At 66.3% G+C, this 17,013-nt stretch carries 16 protein-coding genes; 14 read left to right on the plus strand and 2 right to left on the minus strand.

Annotation, left to right across the window (positions count from 1 at the left end; translation table 11 throughout):
- The first annotated feature begins 6 nt into the window (after positions 1 to 6).
- The 14 genes from padE (at position 7) to BW991_RS23610 (ending at position 14,575) form a co-directional block, all read left to right on the plus strand.
- On the plus strand, positions 7 to 579 hold the full coding sequence (gene padE, locus BW991_RS02805) for an NADH-dependent phenylglyoxylate dehydrogenase subunit gamma (protein WP_076600587.1): 573 nt from the start codon (positions 7 to 9) through the stop codon (positions 577 to 579).
- On the plus strand, positions 576 to 866 hold the full coding sequence (gene padF / locus BW991_RS02810; protein ID WP_076600588.1) for an NADH-dependent phenylglyoxylate dehydrogenase subunit delta: 291 nt from the start codon (positions 576 to 578) through the stop codon (positions 864 to 866). Before padE ends, padF begins: the two co-directional genes overlap by 4 nt.
- Before the next feature lies 1 nt (position 867).
- Complete coding sequence (padG, locus tag BW991_RS02815; protein ID WP_244551587.1) at positions 868 to 2,163, plus strand: NADH-dependent phenylglyoxylate dehydrogenase subunit alpha; 1,296 nt, start codon at positions 868 to 870, stop codon at positions 2,161 to 2,163.
- Positions 2,164 to 3,426 (plus strand): NADH-dependent phenylglyoxylate dehydrogenase subunit epsilon, encoded by a 1,263-nt coding sequence (gene padH / locus BW991_RS02820; protein WP_076600589.1) that lies wholly within the window; start codon positions 2,164 to 2,166, stop codon positions 3,424 to 3,426.
- A gap of 4 nt (positions 3,427 to 3,430) precedes the next feature.
- Entirely contained in the window at positions 3,431 to 4,813 is a 1,383-nt protein-coding gene (padI, locus tag BW991_RS02825) for an NADH-dependent phenylglyoxylate dehydrogenase subunit beta (RefSeq protein ID WP_084204934.1), read from the plus strand.
- A 241-nt stretch (positions 4,814 to 5,054) separates the two neighbouring features.
- Positions 5,055 to 6,065, plus strand: coding sequence for an AraC family transcriptional regulator (locus BW991_RS02830; RefSeq protein WP_076600590.1), 1,011 nt, complete (start codon positions 5,055 to 5,057; stop codon positions 6,063 to 6,065).
- A 255-nt stretch (positions 6,066 to 6,320) separates the two neighbouring features.
- The gene (locus tag BW991_RS02835; protein ID WP_139335884.1) at positions 6,321 to 6,560 is read left to right on the plus strand and encodes a hypothetical protein; all 240 of its coding nucleotides are present in this window, start codon (positions 6,321 to 6,323) and stop codon (positions 6,558 to 6,560) included.
- 60 nt (positions 6,561 to 6,620) lie between these two features.
- Positions 6,621 to 8,591, plus strand: a complete 1,971-nt coding sequence (locus BW991_RS02840; protein WP_076600592.1) for an oxidoreductase — start codon at positions 6,621 to 6,623, stop codon at positions 8,589 to 8,591.
- Between the two features lie 149 nt (positions 8,592 to 8,740).
- Positions 8,741 to 9,133 carry a RidA family protein gene (locus tag BW991_RS02845; protein ID WP_076600593.1) on the plus strand — a complete coding sequence of 131 codons (393 nt, stop codon included), beginning with the start codon at positions 8,741 to 8,743 and terminating at the stop codon, positions 9,131 to 9,133.
- Positions 9,134 to 9,142: 9 nt separating this feature from the next.
- Positions 9,143 to 9,535 (plus strand): hypothetical protein, encoded by a 393-nt coding sequence (locus tag BW991_RS02850; RefSeq protein ID WP_076600594.1) that lies wholly within the window; start codon positions 9,143 to 9,145, stop codon positions 9,533 to 9,535.
- 98 nt (positions 9,536 to 9,633) lie between these two features.
- Complete coding sequence (gene meaB / locus BW991_RS23990) at positions 9,634 to 11,445, plus strand: methylmalonyl Co-A mutase-associated GTPase MeaB (protein ID WP_084204935.1); 1,812 nt, start codon at positions 9,634 to 9,636, stop codon at positions 11,443 to 11,445.
- Between the two features lie 202 nt (positions 11,446 to 11,647).
- Positions 11,648 to 12,730, plus strand: coding sequence for a molybdopterin-binding protein (locus tag BW991_RS02865; RefSeq protein ID WP_076600595.1), 1,083 nt, complete (start codon positions 11,648 to 11,650; stop codon positions 12,728 to 12,730).
- Positions 12,727 to 13,149, plus strand: coding sequence for an iron-sulfur cluster assembly scaffold protein (locus BW991_RS02870; protein WP_076600596.1), 423 nt, complete (start codon positions 12,727 to 12,729; stop codon positions 13,147 to 13,149). The genes BW991_RS02865 and BW991_RS02870 overlap by 4 nt, the downstream gene beginning before the upstream one ends.
- A gap of 526 nt (positions 13,150 to 13,675) precedes the next feature.
- Complete coding sequence (locus BW991_RS23610; protein ID WP_139335885.1) at positions 13,676 to 14,575, plus strand: surface-adhesin E family protein; 900 nt, start codon at positions 13,676 to 13,678, stop codon at positions 14,573 to 14,575.
- A gap of 328 nt (positions 14,576 to 14,903) precedes the next feature.
- On the opposite strand, the gene BW991_RS02880 is transcribed toward BW991_RS23610, so the two are convergent.
- Both BW991_RS02880 and BW991_RS02885 read right to left on the minus strand, forming a co-directional pair.
- A complete protein-coding gene (locus BW991_RS02880; protein ID WP_076600598.1) occupies positions 14,904 to 15,167 on the minus strand; it encodes a hypothetical protein in 264 nt (87 codons plus the stop codon).
- A 396-nt stretch (positions 15,168 to 15,563) separates the two neighbouring features.
- Positions 15,564 to 16,727: an NnrS family protein gene (locus tag BW991_RS02885; RefSeq protein ID WP_244551588.1), complete on the minus strand. Its 1,164-nt coding sequence runs from the start codon at positions 16,725 to 16,727 to the stop codon at positions 15,564 to 15,566.
- Positions 16,728 to 17,013 lie beyond the last annotated feature (286 nt).

The raw sequence follows: 17,013 nt of genomic DNA on the forward strand, positions 1-17,013 counted from the left end.
GGAAGCATGTTCGAGGTGCGACTGCACGGACGCGGCGGCCAGGGAACCGTGCTCGCCGCCGGAATACTCGCGAAGGCGCTCGTCGCCGAGGGAAAGCACGTCGTCGCGGTGCCGCAGTTCGGCTTCGAGCGACGGGGAGCCCCGGTCGCGGCCTACCTGCGCGCGTCCGCGACGCCGATGCGGGCGATGACGAACATCTACGCGCCGGAGTGCGTCGTCTGCATCGACTCGTCCTTGCCGCGCGTCGTCGACATCTTCGCCGGGCTGCGCGCCGGCGGGACGCTGGTGCAGGCGAGCCGGCTCGCGCCGCAGGACATCGTGGTGCCGCCAACGGTCGCGACGATCGCCGTGTGCGATGCGATCGGCATCGCACGCGAGGTCTTCGGACGGCCGATCACCAATACCGTGATGCTGGGGGCTTTCGCCCGCGCGACCGGCCTCGTGTCCCTCGAGGCGCTCGACCGCGCGCTGGAAGAGACGAGCTTCCGGGACGGCGGCCTGGTGCAGAACCGCCGCGCGCTCGCGCTCGGCCACGCGCGCACCGTGGTGCATCGCACTGGTCAGCGGGAGGCCGCATGAAGAAGCAGGCGGTGCCGTTGTTCGATGCGAGTGCGATCCCGAAGACGCTGTGCCCGATCGCGACCGAGTACAGCCGCATGCTGCCCGGCGACTGGCGCTCGGTGCGTCCCATCGTCGACCGCAGGAAATGCGTGAAATGCGCCGTGTGTTGGCTGTACTGCCCAGTGCAGTGCGTCGTCGAGCGCGCCAGCTGGTTCGACATGAACCTCGCGACCTGCAAGGGCTGCGGCATCTGCGCCCATGAATGCCCGCACGGCGCGATTTCGATGGTGGCCGAAGAGGAATGAGATGAACGAGGTCGTCGAGAAGACCGCTCCGCTTACCGAACCGGCGGCCGAAGGAATCGCGCAGGGGCCCGATAAGGCGGTCACGAAAAAGGAACCGAAGATCCTCGTCTGCGACGGCAACGAGGCGGCGGCGTGGGGCGTCGTGCTGTCGCGGCCGGACATGGTGGCGGTGTACCCGATCACGCCGCAGTCCTCGCTCGCCGAGTACGTCGCGCAGTTCGTCGCCGACGGCGTGCTCGATGCCGAACTCGTCGAGGCCGAGGGCGAGCACAGCGTGCTGTCGGTGCTGCACGGCGCGGCGCTCGCCGGAGCGCGCACTTATACCGCGAGCTGCGGCCAGGGCCTGGCGTTCATGTTCGAGCCGTATTTCCGCACCCCCAACCTGCGCCTGCCGATCGTCATGTCGATCGTCAACCGCGACGGCATCACGCCGCAGTGCGTGTGGGGCGGCCAGCAGGACGCGATGACGGTGCGCGAGGTTGGCTGGGTGCAGCTCTTCTGCGAGACGGTGCAGGAAGTGCTCGACACGATCGTCATGGCCTACCGAATCGCCGAGGACCGCTCGGTGATGCTGCCGGTCAACGTCAATCACGACGGCAACTACCTGTCTAACGGCATCGTGCGCATCGAGCTGCCGGAGCAGGCGGAGGTCGACGACTTTCTCGGTGCGCCGGACGTGAATTGGCACGCGGCGCTCGACCCCAAGCGGCCGATGGGCGTCGATCCCTTGACCGGGGGAGCGACAGGGCCCGGGCCGGCGCTCTTCGTCGGCTACCGTCGGGGGCACTGCGAGGGCATGCAGAACGCGCTGCGCGTGATTGTCGACGTGCACGAGGAGTGGGCGCGCCGCTTCGGCCGCCGCTACGCGCCGCTCGTCGAGGAATATCGGCTCGACGGCGCCGATTACGCGCTCGTGACGATCGGCAGCATGGCGGGCGCCGCGAAGGACGCCGTGGATGCCGCGCGCGAGCGGGGCGAGCCGGTCGGGCTCATCCGCATCAAGACACTGCGGCCGTTTCCGCTCGATGCGATGGTCACGGCGCTCGACAAGGTGCGCGCCGTCGGGGTCGTCGACCGCGCCGTGTCCTATGGCTGGAACAGCGGCCCGGTCCATCAGGAGACGCTCGCGGCGCTGCAGTATTGCCCCCACCGCGTCCCGTGCCTGTCGCTGATCGGGGGCCTCGCCGGTGCGGATCTCACCGAGGCGCATTTCGCGCACGCGATCGCCGAGACCGCCAGGCTGCTCGTCTCGCCCTGCCCACGGGAGCCGGTGTGGCTCAATGCCGAGGATCGATGAATGGAACAGTTCGACTATGTCGTGCTCGGCGCGAGCCACGCGGGTCTCGAAGCGCTGCGTGCGATCCGCGCCCACGATTCGGATGGCAGCATCGCCGTGCTCGATCGCGAAGCGCGGCTCCCGGTGTCCCCGACGGTGCTGCCCTACGTGGTGTCCGGCAAGCGCCGCCAGGACCGTATCGCACTGCGTGAGCGGGGCTGGTTCGACGACCTGCGGGTCGACTACCGGCAACAGGCCCACGCCGCCGCCCTCGACAGCGCGCATTCGCGGCTGCGCCTCGCCGACGGCAGCGAGATCGGTTACGGCAAGCTCTTGCTCGCTACTGGCGCCGCGCCGGCGGTTCCTCCGATCGCGGGCCTGTCGGACGTGCGCTTCCACGTGCTGCGCACGCTCGACGACGCGCTCGCGCTGCGCGAGGCCGGGCGGTCGGCCGGGCGCGCGGTCGTCCTCGGCGCGGGGCTCGTCGGCATGCATGCGGCGGAAAATCTGGCGCGCGCCGGGGCTCGCGTGACGATCATCGAGATGCGCGACCAGGTGCTGCCCGGCTACTTCGATGCGACCGCTGCGGCGCGCATCCAGGCCGCTTTCCACGACAACGGAGTCGAGGTGCTGACCGGTCGACGTGTCGCAAGCGTCGCGCCGCGTGCGGGAGGCTGCACGGTGCAGCTCGACGGCGGCGAGCCGTGCGACGCGAACCTCCTGCTCGTCGCCGCCGGGGTGCGGCCTGAGGTTTCTTATCTGGCAGGCTCCGGCGTGACGGTCGAGCGCGGCGTCGTCGTCGACGCGTTCATGCGCAGCACCGCAGCGAACGTCTGGGCGGCGGGCGACGTCGTGCAGACGCCGAGCTTCTTCGGCGATGCGACGCCGGCCGGCGGCATCCTGCCCGACGCGGTCGAGCAGGGCCGCACTGCTGGCATGAGCATGGCCGGCGACCCGGGCGTCCGGGCGTATCCCGGCGGGGTGTCGCTGAACACGTACGGGTTCTTCGGTCGACGCGCGCTGTCCGTCGGGCGAGACGCTCCCCAGCAGGGCGGAGCGGATTGGGAGGTGCTCGTGCGCGGCGGGGAGGGCAGTGACGCCTATCTCAAAATCGTGCTGCGCGACGGCCGGCTGCAAGGCGTTTTCGGCGTCGACGTGCTGTTCGACCCCGGGATCATGTGGGAGCTGATCCTGCGCCGCGTCGAACTCGGCGCGCGGGCCAAGGCCCTGCTCGAGAACCCGCAGGACGCTGCACGTGCCCTGATGTCCGGACTGTGGAGATGAGTCGATGAGCGCAACCCCTACGATCGCCTTCGACGCCGCGCGCTGCGACGGTTGCGGACACTGCATGAACGCGTGCGTGAGCGCTAAATCTTCGGACGCGCACCGAGCGCAGCCCCGGATACAGATCCTGCGCGACGACGAGAGCGGGCGCTGGGGCATCGCGCAGTGCCGCCAGTGCGGCGACCCGCGCTGCGCGTCGGTATGCCCCGCAGCAGCGCTCGAAAAGGGCGACGATGGCATCGTCGCGTGGGACGGCAAGCGCTGCGTGAACTGCCTGATCTGCACCGCCGGCTGCACCTTCGGCGGCATAGCGTTCAGCCCCGCAGAAGGCCACGTGGTCAAATGCGACCAGTGCGAGGGCGCGCCCCAATGCGTCGCGGCCTGCACGCGGGGGGCGCTGCGCTACGTCACGACGGCCACCCTCTACAACCGCTGGGGCGAGCTCGAGGACCTGTTCGTTCCGGGCCTGGGTGGCTGCCAGGGCTGCAACACCGAGCTCATCATGCGTCACACGCTGCGCCGCGTCGGGTCGAACACGGTGCTCGCGACGCCCCCCGGATGCATTCCCGGCATGGGCTCGGTCGGCTACAACGGCATGCTCGGCTGCAAGGTGCCGGTGTTCCATCCGCTGTTGACGAACACCGCCTCGATGCTGACCGGCATCCGCCGCCAATACAAGCGCAAGGGTCGCAACGTGACCGCGCTCGCCCTCGCCGGTGACGGCGGCGCGGGCGACGTCGGTTTCCAGTCGCTGTCGGGGGCCGCGGAGCGCGGCGAGCAGATCCTCTTCATCTGCGTCGACAACGAGGGTTACATGAACACCGGTGCCCAGCGCTCGGGCAGCACGACCTACGGTGCGTGGACGGCGACGACGCCGATCGGTGAGAGCGCGCGCGGCAAGACGCAGGACGCCAAGAACCTGCCCCTGCTGATGATGTGGCATGGCTGTGAATACGTCGCGACCGCCTCGACCGCGTTCATGGAGGACTTCTACGCGAAGCTCGAGGCGGCGCTCGACGCGTCGCAACGCGGCTTCGCCTACCTGCACCTGTATTCGCCCTGCACGTCCGGCTGGCGTTTCCCGTCGGCGAGCAACATCGAAGTCGCGCGCAAGGCCGTTGAGACCAACTTCGCCGTGCTGTGGGACTACCGCCGCGACCAGGGTCTGAAGCTGTCGCGCGACATTGACGCCCCGCTTCCGGTCACCGAATACCTGAAGCTGCTCGGCAAGTTCCGCCATCTCGACGCAACGCAGATCGCGCACATCGAGCGACACGTCGCGGAGCAGGAGCAGGTACTGCGCGAACTGGCCGCAATGCATCCGCGCGAGCGCCGACAGGTAGTTGGGCATCAATCTGATTTGATGGCAGTTGACCTGGATCAGTAACCGTCCCCGCGCCTGGCCCTACTATGCACAAGGATATACAGGGATACTGTATACATTGACCGATTTCCCTCGGGCCCGCCGGGGTCCAGGTCGGTGCGGCCACCTCACAAGAAGGAACAGGAGGTTCGACAATAGACGCTGAATAGGACGCGTACGACGGCGCAGACCGCGCGTGTCCGAAACGATTCCGAGGCCTGGCAGCAATAAGAAGGCACGGAATCCACACCGGAGGAGGAAAACCATGACCCAGGCGTTGATGACGTCGCTGGGAGGGCGCGACGCGCTTTCGCGCTTCACGCTTTTTCATACCCGTGACCTCGACGAGGCCCGGGACCGTGTGGCGGGTGTGTTCTGCCCGCACGACTTGAAGTTTGCGGGCTGCGACAGCCGCGTGAATACCCGCATGCAGCATGCGCCGATCCGCGGCGTGTCGGTGAACCGCCTCGGTTATGGCGCGACCGTCGCGATCGACGCGGGCTGTCTGCACGATTTCCTGCTCGTGATGATGCCGCTCACCGGACACGCCGACGTGCGCTGCGGCGAGCAAGCAATCCACTCGACGCCCGAAGTCGCATCGGTGGTCACGCCGACGCTGCCCTTGACGGAGATGATCTACGACGAGTGCGACCAGATCATGGTCAAGATCGACCGCGCGCTGCTCGAGAACGTCTGCGCGCAGCATCTCGGCCACCCTTTGCGCAAGCCGCTGGAATTCGGGCTCGGATTCGAGATGTCGAGCCAAGGCGGCGTCAGCTGGCAGGCGCTGGTGTCATATCTGGTATCGGAGTTCGAGCATCAGTCGCCGACGGTCACATCGTCGCTTGCCACGGCGCAGATCGAGCACCTGCTCGTCAGCACGCTGCTCATCGTGCAGCCGAACAACTATCGCGACGAACTCCTGAACCCGTCGCAGTCGATCGCGCCACGCCACGTGCGCCGGGTCGAGGAATACATCGACGCGCATGCCGATCAGGATCTGACCGTCGGGGACCTTGCCGCGTACGCCAACGTCAGCACGAGCGCGCTTTTCGCGGGTTTTCGCGAGTTCCGCAACACGACGCCGATGGCGTATCTGAAATCGGTGCGGATGCAGCGGGTGCATGAGGAATTGCGCGACCCCACATCCGCCGAAAGGACCGTGACCTGTATCGCGACCCGCTGGGGATTCCACCACCTTGGTCATTTTGCGACCGCGTACAAGTCGAGATTCGGCGAGTCGCCGTCACGGACACGGGAGAAGGCGCTGGCCTGAACCCGGTCTGCGTATCGTGAGGCTGTTTGCAGGCTCGAGCTTCACGTCGAAAACTTAGATGGGATATGCGTTCAGGGTCATTGACGCTGAACGGGGGATTCGTTTTCCCGCGCCGCTTAGACGTCTTCACGGGATTTCTCGGCAGCTCCTTCAACCCATACCGGGTGGGGGGGGAACTGCAGGAGGCGGCCCGATACATTGACTCCACGTGCAACGGTTTGGGTGATCCAGGCCGATTCGTTCGAGGAGAACAACATGACAGCTCTCGGGAATGTGATGGCATTGGTGCAGGAACTTCAGGAAGAGAAGGCCTTCGTGTCCGAAGAGCCGCTCGGCCCCGGCGGCTTCGTGTTCCCGGCGGCATGTTCCTGCGTATGCGGGTCGTCGCTCGGCGACGTCCTCGGGTGCATCCGCGACATGCAGGGCGAGAGCCTGCGTGAATTCATTGCGACGCTGCCGCCCGTGCAGGGACCGCGTAGCGCCGTCGCTGCCTGAGACGGCCGACCGAAGATTCAAACGAAGTTCCAGCCAAAACGAATTGACGAGGAGACAACGATGAAGCGACCCGGCGAGCTCAAGCTCCCCCACCTGTTCAAGCCCGGCAAGATCGGCAAGTACGCGACCAAGAACATGGTCAAGTACGGCGCCTGCTGCGTGTCGAACTACAACACGCGCGACGGTTACATCACGCCGCGCGAGCTCGCACGCACCCGCGTAATCGCCGGCACCGGTGCCGGCATTATCACCAACCAGGGGGCATACCCGGACCCACTCGGCGAAGGCAAGGCCTACTTCCGCCAGGTCGCGATCTTCGACGACAAGTTCCTGCCGCAGTTCGAGACCATCGCCCAGTACATCCACGACAACGGCGCCGTCGCGATCCAGCAGATCCTGCATGCCGGCCGGTACGGCGGCATCGACCTGGGCTACTGCATCCAGCCGTCGGTGGTGCCGCAGACGCTGCCGCACTTCCGTCCGCCGCGCGAGCTGACGAAGGAGCAGATCCGCGCGATCGTCATGCAGCACGCCGACGCCGCCAAGCGCGCGATTCGTGCCGGTTTCGACGGCACCGAAGTCACGAGCTTCATGGGCTACCTGCTCGCGAACTTCAACTCGCGCTTCACCAACCAGCGCACCGATGAATACGGCGGGTCGATCGAGAACCGCGGCCGCTTCATGCGCGAGCTCATCGACTCGATCAAGCAGGCCACCCCCGAGCATCCGCTCATCGTGCGCCTGAACGGCGCCGAGCTGATGGACCGTTGGGGCGGCAACAGCGAGGACGAGTGCTTCGAGCTGATGCAGCAGGCGGTCGACTGCGGCGTCGACATGATCTCGGTGACGGTCGGTTGGCAGGAGGCGCCCGAGTCGTCGATCGGCCGCGACGTCGCGCCGGGGCATTGGAACTATTTGTCGGCGAAGGCGAAGAAGCTGTTCCCGAACACGCTGATCACCTTCGGCAACCGGCTGCCCGACCCCGTCATGGCGAACCAGTGCATTGCCGACGGCATCTTCGACTACTGGGAAGTGTGCCGCCCGATGCTCGCCGACCCCGAGCTGCTGCACAAGGCGGCCGAGGACCGGCTCGACGAGGTGCGCCGCTGCATCGGCTCGCTCAACTGCCTGTCGCGGCTCTTCCGCGATCTGCCCTACACCTGCGCGATGAACCCGACGCTGGGCCACGAGGTCGAGCCGGAGTACCACGTCACGCCCGCCGCGGTGAAGAAGAAGATCATGATCATCGGCGCCGGTCCCGCCGGCATGGAGGCGGCGATCACCGCGAAGCGGCGCGGCCATGACGTGACCGTGTTCGAGAAGGGCGAGCGCATCGGCGGCAGCCTCGTCGGCTACGCGTCGAACGACTTGGCGCGCCCCGACGACCTGATGTCGGTCGTGCGCTACTACGAGACGATGGCGCGCAAGATGGAGATCGACGTGCGCTTCAACACCGAGGCCAACGCGAAGTTCATGCGCAGCATCCTCCATCAGTACGACGTTTGCATCGTCGCGGCGGGCTCGCGCACCGACATGAACGCCTATCGTCACATTCCGGGCCACGACAAGCTCGTCGATGCGCTCGATGTAGCGACTGGCAAGGTGCAGCCCGGCAAGCGCATCGTCATGGTCGGGGCGGGCAAGATCGGCCTCACGCTCGCCGAGTCGCTGTGCAAGCAAGGCCACGAGGTGGTCATCATCGAGGAGGACAAACGCATCGCCGGCGACGTCATGCCGTCCTTCAAGTGGCGCCACTCGGCGTGGATCGAGGAACTCGAGATCCGCACGCTGACCTCCTCGGTGCTCGCCGGTGTCACCACCGAAGGCGCGATGGTGCGCAGCGCGAAGGGCGAGGAGACCTTCGTCGAGGCCGACACCGTGATCGTGTCCGGGCCGCGCAAGGCGAACCACGACCTCTTCCACGAGTTCCAGTGGATGGTGGACGAGCTGCACGGCGCCGGCGACGCGGTCATCGCACGCGGCCTCGACGCGGCGATCCACGAGGGCTACCGGCTGGGCGTGCGGATCTGAGGCGTTCCCATCAACCCGTTCCACCTGTAGCGATGGCAGCTCGAGTGGGACGCATTTTCTCCCTCCCCTTCAAGGGGAGGGTTTGGGTGGGGATGGGTCAAGCCGCCGTGACATAAAACCGAACCGCCCATCAACGAGGAAAACGAGACATGCAATTCCTGCAACCGCCCGGCTGGGTTCGCCCGAAAGGCTATTCGAACGGCGTCGTCACGAACGGCCGCATGGTGTTCGTCGCCGGCCAGGTCGGCTGGGACGAGAACGAGAAGTTCCAGACCGACGATCTCGTCGGCCAGGTCCGCCAGGCGCTGACCAACATCGTCGCGATCCTCGCGCAGGCCGATGCGCGCCCGTCGAACATCGTGCGCATGAACTGGTATCTCGGCGACGCGGCGGAATACAACGCGCGGCTCCCCGAGATCGGAGCGGTCTATCGCGAGCTGATCGGCAAGCATTTCCCGGCGATGACAGCCTTGCAGGTCGCCGGCTTCGTCGAGCATGGCGCGAAGGTCGAGATCGAAGTGACCGCGATGTTGCCGGCGTAGGGGCAGGCGATGGAAACGGCCGGAACGGCGCTCGACTGCGCGGCATGGAAGGCGATGCTGGATCGCGAAGGGCTCGCCGCGGCGGACGCCTCCGTCGGCGTGCTGACGAAGGACGCGTTTTCCGCGCGCCGCGGCCGGGTCCTCGTATGGCGGGGAACCTCGGGCGGCGCGAGCGTCGCGCTGCGCGATTTCTGCGGAGATTTCGATGCCGACGTCGCGATGCTGCTCGTCGCCGATCACGATGCGCTGGCCGCGGTCGTGGAGCAGGGCCTCGCGGAGGTGCCGCAGCTCGTGCGACGCGGCAGGCTCCATCCTTACATGCTCCGGTCGCTCGACGGACTGGAGGCCGCCGGCCTCGCCGACTTCGTCGAGGATTTCGGGCTGGTGTTTCCGCGCCATTGACCCGGCAGGCTGGCCAGGAATGAATCTGATACACGGAAACTTTCCCGAACACCCGACTGCGAAAGATAATGGGATCTCCCACTGATTGAGGGCGTCCAATGCATCCGCCAAGCCCGCTCCCCGACGAGATCGCAGCCGGTTCGCGCCCGGCGCTCGCCCGTGCATTGACCGCGATCGAGAACGATCTGGCGGGCGCCGACGCCCTTCTCGCGTCGCTCGCCGGCCGAATGGGCCGCGCCCATGTTGTCGGCATTACCGGTGCGCCCGGCATCGGCAAGTCAACCCTGATCAACGCCTTGCTCGGCGCACTGCTGCAACGTGGCAAGCGCGTCGCCGTCGTCGCCGTCGATCCTTCGAGTCCGGTCAGCGGCGGCGCCTTGCTTGGCGACCGGGTTCGCATGGGCACGCACGGCAGTGACGAGCGCGTCTTCATCCGCTCGCTGTCGTCGCGCGGTCAGCTTGGCGGGCTGTCCCGGACAAGCGCTCGGGCGGTGGATCTTTTCGACGCGGCCGGGTTCGACGTCGTCATCGTCGAGACCGTCGGCGTCGGCCAGTCCGAAGTCGAAGTCGCACGTTTGGCCGACACGCGCGTCGTCGTGTGCGGGCCGGGGCTCGGCGACGAGGTGCAGGCGATCAAGGCCGGCGTGCTCGAGATCGCAGATATTCTCGTCGTGAACAAGGCCGATTCGCCGGTCGCCGCGGCCACGGTCCGCGACCTCGAAGCGCGCGGCGGCGCGCGCGGCGAAGGCTGGGAGGTGCCCGTCCTGACTACCGTGGCGACAAGCGGCGAGGGCGTGGCCGCGCTGGCGGACCGTATCGATTCCCATGCGCAGGTTGCGGGCGTCGGTCGACGCCTCAAAACCAGCAGCGCTGCGGTCGCGCCCACACCTTCCGCGCCCGCGACGGACGACCAGCTCTTCTCCCAGCTCGAACAATGGCGGGCGGAGGGCCGCGGCGTCGCGCTCGCAACCGTCGTCCGCACCTGGGGATCGTCGCCGCGCCCCGAGGGCAGCCATCTCGCGGTGGAGCAGGGCGGCGCCTTCGTCGGTTCGGTCTCGGGCGGCTGCATCGAGGGCGCCGTGATCGGCGAGGCGCAGGATTCGATCGCCGACGGCAAGGCGCGGCTGCTGGAATTCGGCGTCAGCGACGAGCAGGCGTGGGAAGTGGGGCTGGCGTGCGGCGGTCGCGTGCAGGTGCTCGTCGAGCGCGTCGATGACGAGCTCTTCGGTCCGCTGCTGGCGGCGCGGCGTGCGAAACGCCCGGTCGCGGTCGTCACACGGCTCGCGGACGGCGCGCACGCGCTGGTCTTCGACGACGCCGTGGCAGGCGCGCTTCCCCTCGATGACCCCCAGCTCGCCGAGACGCGCGCGCGGCTCGCCGCGAACCGCAGCGGTGCACTCGCCACGGATGAGGGGGCGAATGAGGCGGCGCTCTTCGTGCGCTGCCACGTCGGCGCGCCGCGCATGATCGTCGTCGGAGCGGTGCACATCACCCAGGCGCTCGCGCCGATGGCGGCCATCGCCGGTTTCGACGTCGTCGTCATCGACCCGCGCCGCGCGTTCGCGACGCCCGAACGGCTGCCGAACGTCGAGGTGTCGACGGAATGGCCCGACGAGGCCCTCGAACGCCTGCAGCCCGACGCCGAGACCGCCCTCGTCACGTTGACGCACGACCCCAAGCTCGACGACCCGGCGCTGACGATCGCGCTCGCGAGCCCCGCGTTCTACATCGGCTCGCTCGGCAGCACGCGCACGCACGCGAAGCGGGTCGCACGGCTCACCGAGGCAGGACTGGGCGACGCGATTCCGCGCATCCGCGCGCCGGTCGGCCTCGATCTGGGCGGTCGCGCGCCCGCCGAGATCGCGGTCGCGATCCTCGCGGAGGTGATCCAGGCGAGGCACCGCCGATGATCGACGTCGCCGGAAATGGGCTTCATCGCGAGGATGAAATGATGAGCGATCGCCCTGCTGCAGGACTGCCGGCCCCAATCCTGGCTAGACCGGTACCGGCTCGAACCCTGCTCGCCGAAGCGGTGCTGTTGACCCCCGAATCCGTCTTGCTGGCCAAAGCGTCGCGCCCGAATGGGCCGCGACGCGCCCCGAGGAGTGTCGGATGATCTTCGACGAATTTCCCCTGACCGCCGCCGAAGGCGTGATGCTCGCCCACACGCTGAAGCTCGGCGGACGGACGCTGAAGAAGGGTCGCGTGCTGTCCGCACTCGATCTCGATCTGCTCGAAGACGAGGGTTTCTCGACAGTCACCGGCGCGCGCCTGGGGCCGGACGACGTCGCCGAGGACGTCGCCGCGGCCGAACTGGCCGCGCTGCTCGTCGGCGCGAACATGGAGACGCGCCCTCCGCGCGCCGGCCGTGGGAACCTTCACGCGTTGGCAGCCGGCGTGCTGCGCATCGACACCGAACGCATCCACCGGATGAACCTGCTCGACGAGGCCATCGCCATCGGGACCCTGCCGCCGCATGCGGTCGTGCGTCCCGGCCAGGTCGTCGCTACCGTCAAGATCATCCCGTTCGCCGTGCCGCGGCGCCTGCTCGACGCGTGCGGCGCGATCGCCGCCGGCGCACCGCCGATCGCCGTCGCCGACCTGAAGCCCTGTCGCGCGGCGCTGATCCAGACCGAACTGCCCGGCATGAAAGACTCGATCTTCGCGGCGACCGCGAAGGTCACGCGCGAGCGGGTCGAGGCCCTCGGCGGCCGGCTCACACTCGCGCTGCGCGGCCCCCACCGCCGCGACGCTCTCGAATCCATGCTGCACCAGGCGCTCGCTACCGGTTGCGAACTCGTGATGGTGTGCGGCGCCACCGTCGCCAAGGACCGCAACGACATCGCCCCCGCCTCCGTGACGGCCGTCGGTGGCACGATCGAACATTTCGGCATGCCCGTCGAGCCCGGCAACATGCTCGTGCTCGGACGCATCGGCGCCGTGCCCGTCGTGATCCTGCCCGGCTGCGGCCGCTCGCGAAAGAGCAACGGCCTCGACCTCGTGCTGCCGCGCCTGATGGCCGGCATCCCCCCGACGCGGGAGGACATCATGCGCATGGGCGTCGGCGGCCTGATCCGCAGCGCGCCGGACGAGGGGGAGGACGCGAACCTCACCGACAACGACCGCGCCGGCGACCTCGCATCGCATGCAGCCGCTGCCGCTGCCGACCGGCGCGTAACGACTTCCCGCCTATGATCGAAGCCCTCTACAACAAAGGCATCCGCGAACTCGCCGACGCCGCCCACGGCGCCGGCCGGCTGGCCGCGCCTACCGGTTCGGCCCTGCGCGACAGCCCGATGTGCGGCGACCGCGTGCGGATCGACGTCGAACTCATCGACGGCCGCATCGCGGCGATCGCGCACGAGGTCAAGGGTTGCCTCCTGTGCCGCGCGTCAGCGTCGCTGCTCGGGCTGCATGCGCTCGACCGCACGCCGGCCGAGGTCGAACGGTTGCGCGCGGGTATCGCGGCGATGCTGGCCGCAGGGGAGGTGTTCGGCATGTCCGAAGGGGCCGCCGAGATCGCCCTATTCGCGCCGGTGCATGGCTATCGCAGCCGGCATGGCTGCGTGATGATTCCCTTCGAAGCCCTGACGATCGCACTCGCCGCCGGTTGACTCGCTCGTCTGGTGCGGGAGGGGCAGGTGGTCGGCCTGACCGGCCGATGGAGGTTTTACGCGGAAGCGGACGTTGAACTGGACAGCACACCGGTAAGCCGCCATTCGCCTTGTTACGCCACATTTTGCGCACAACGGGCAGCTTTCTGAGCGTTCCAGACGTTGGCCAGCGACTTGGCGAGGTCTCTGTCCGGCCATTATCTGCCTGTCGAGGGTGCTACCCAATTTCCATAATTTGCACGTACAATGATCCAGCTAAATTAACCGCATCCGGCTAGCAAATTGGAACACACGTCGCCTCAGCTCGAACAGAAGCAGTCGGTGACATTGTTTTCCTAATCCAGTCATTAAATATGACAAAAAAAGACAGGTTCGCGGTCACGCAGAGCCTGTCAATTATCTTGTGTGTGGGGCATTCCATGTCGCGGAGGTCCAAACAATGCCGCCGCTCATGAGCAATCGAATCCCAAGAGCATAGAAGTAAATTCACATGCCTAGTTCAAGCGCTTTCTCACGCGTGGTCGTCATGCTGCTCACGACCGTAGTCCTTTGTGTCCAATGCGAACGGGCAACAGCCGAGTGGGTGGAGGTAAGAAAGCACCCGGTATCGACGATTTACATAGATCCTGAGATCGCGCGATATGACAATGATATCTGGTTGGCATGGATGCTAGCGGACTTCTCCCCTCCGTACAAAAATCCCCTGATCCAATCGTCGCGTTTTCAGATGGCCTACGACTGCAAAGAGCGGCGCGCTCGATTGATGACTTCGCCAATCAGTTATAGCGGTCAAATGGCATCGGGAACTGCGTCCGCGCCAGGCAACTTGCCATATCGGGAATGGAAATCGATTTCTGCGGGTTCGCTCCCCGAAATGGATTTGAATTACGTTTGCACATTGGCGGCAGCGAAAGCGTCCATCGAGCCTGTTAAGAAGTCGTGTGACGAAGCGTCCGGTAAGTTGTGCGGAACGTGGATACTTGATGCCGCCGGTACCGAGAAGAACCTGACGACAAGGCCGCGGCCGTCAAATTCATCAGCCCTTGCTGACGCATTGGGCGTTGCAGGTGGCTGGTTCGCTTTGGTGAGCTATGAATTTGATGGCGATCAGGTGGTCGAAGATGCGTATGGCGGAGACGGTAAGAGATTAATCTATCGACTAGATCGCAAACACGGGGCAGAATTCGTGTTCGTCCGGTCAGGACTTGTCGAAACATCGGCAGGAAATACATTGACGGTAATGGTTTTGGAAGGCGGCCAGTTAAGGATCGTCAATTCCGGTATCGACATGATGGCCAATTTGAGGTGGAAGAAGAGCGCAATTGCCAACGAGATGGTAGATCGGCGTGACGTATTGGCCGCCGGCGAGGCTTGGGTTAGATCCCTGCAAAACATTGTTTCGTATCTGCGGGATTCGCCTCACTGATCACGTTGCAGGTTTTGTCCCGGCCCCGCACATTCTTACGTTCCTGAGCGTCCGCCTTTCCGGATCGCCAACTTCAGCTTAGGGTCGGGCACGGACGGATGCTTGCCGAGGCTGGGCGGCTTCTTTCTGACCGGTCTGGACTTTCTGGTGGAAGTTCGTCATTCGCGGCCTCGCGGACAGCTTGCGTTCGGAATTGGCCAATCAGCAGCCACGCCCGGCCGACGACAGTGCCCTGGAGCAGCCAATCACCAAGTACGAAACCGGCCGTTCAGCGACCACAAGCAAACGGACAGGCCTGAAGCAGGCGCCCGCCGCAGGCCTGTCCGCGTTATGACGCCACGAAAAGCTCCACAGTGTCCGGATGCACTCCGTCGTACTTCATTGCCTCGGCCGCGTCAGCACCCTCAAGGGCTTGGCTCAGGGCCTCTAGACTGGGTACGTTCTCGATAATGAGCCCGACTCGATTCTTCCCATCAGGACTGACGAACGTTCGTACAGTCATTCCGTGCGCGCCAAAGAACTCGGCCCGCTTGGGCGAACTCAGCCAGTGAGCGACGTCGTTCACATCATGCACCGCGATTACCGTGGTCATTTTGACAACCTTTCTGTAGTGAACCTTGAAGCCAGCGTTTTTGAACAGGCCCGGCCGACATGAACCTCGTGACCCGGCATGGCTTCAACATAGAGAAGTGTCGTCACTTTTCAAGTGGAATGTAACGGTCACCGTCACCTCGTGGCCGGGGCATGTCCGACACGATCACGAGCTCGCCAACCGGTCCGCCTTCGAACCTGCCGCTCAAGGGCCCAAAATGTCCCGAGCGCACCGAACGGCCGACCGAGGAAGACACTCCATTACCAAACACCAGCTGGGCGGTTTCACCAAACTGTTGCATCCACCGGTTGAATCCGCACCGACGACTTGCCAGTCGCGCCCAGTTAAGAAGGACCACAGCTCCGCCCAACTGAATCCGATTGCGCGTTTTCGACGTTATTTGTTGAGAACACCGTTCTTGCGCGGGAGGCTCGGCACGGCCAGCAGCGACCCGAACCTGGACACGTAGATCACGAAAGCCGCGGCCCACAGTATCGCGGCGACGGTGATCGCGGCCGGGCGTAGGTCGGGCATCGACAGCGCGAGCCGCGCGATGGCCGCGGTGAAGACGAGTGCGCAGGCGACGCGCATCGCGGCCGGCAGCTTCAGGGGACGGCCGGTGTGGCGGAGGCTTACGCGCGTCATCAGGCCGAGCATCATCATGCCGAGGCTTCCGACCGTGAAGGCGTGCAGCCACATCGTGTCCGGAACGAGGCCGGTGAGCGCCGCGAGTGCCTTGAGCGCGAAGGCGAGGATCAGCCAGACGAAGCCGAGATGCATGACGAGGAGGAGGGGGACGTCGGCCACGCGCCAGCCTTGCCAGCGACCGACGCGCCAGGCGTGGACGAGTGTGCAGGCGAGGGCGGTGAGGCCGACCCAGCGGGCCGGGGCGCCGGTGAGGTCGAGCGCGGCGAGGGCGACTACGAGGCCGACGGCGGTGACGTCGAGCCCCATCCGGAACGGTGCCTGTTCCCCGCGCCCCTTCTCGCGCAGCGCGTTGCCCGTGAAAACCGGCGTCAGCACGCCGCCCTTGAGCACGTACAGCGTGAGGATCGTGTAGACGCCGCCGTGCAGGGCGATCGTGGCGAAGGCGGGGTTGCCCGCGCCGATGCCCAGATGAAAGGCGAGGTTGGCCGCGAAGAAGGCCGCGAGCACCGGCAGCAGCAGCAGGTACAGCCGGTTCTCCACCTGCAGCAGTTGCGGCGCGAGGGTCGCGAACACGAGCGGAAACAGCAGGCAGTCGGCCACCGCCGCGACGGTGGCCGGCAACAGCGGCAGCGCCCAGAACGCGAGCCGGCCCGCGAGCCAGGCGGCGACGAGCAGCGCGAGGCGGGCGCCGTGGATTTCCTCGGTGCCGGCCCAGCTCGGCAACGCGGTGAGCACGATGCCGAGGATGATCGCGGACGAGAAGCCGAAGATCATTTCGTGGCCGTGCCACAGCGCGCCCGGCATGTCGCCGACCGGCCCGCTCCACCATCCGAACCCCGCGCCCAGCCACGCGCCGATCAGCAGCGGCGCATACAGCGTACCGAGCAGGAAGAAAGGGCGGAACGCGCTCACCCATAGCGCTGCCGGAAACAATCGGGATGCGGTCGCGGACATTTAGTTTGCCGTGAAATTGTTTGAACGGCTTCAGTCTAGGGTCGATACGGGTCGGAGTTTCTGTCCGGCGTCAAAGGACGCGACGGTCGCGGCGAAAGTTTCTTCCGCTACGGATGATCCTTGCTGCGCAGGCGTTCGCTTGCGGGAGCGCGAGGTTTTTTGCGGGCCGGACGACGACGGACCCGCGCACGGTCGTTCCGTGACGCGGGCCCGTTTGTAGCGCGGCTTCGCGGCGAGAGGCGGG

The organism is Aromatoleum tolulyticum (genome assembly GCF_900156155.1).
Classification (GTDB): Bacteria; Pseudomonadota; Gammaproteobacteria; order Burkholderiales; family Rhodocyclaceae; genus Aromatoleum; species Aromatoleum tolulyticum.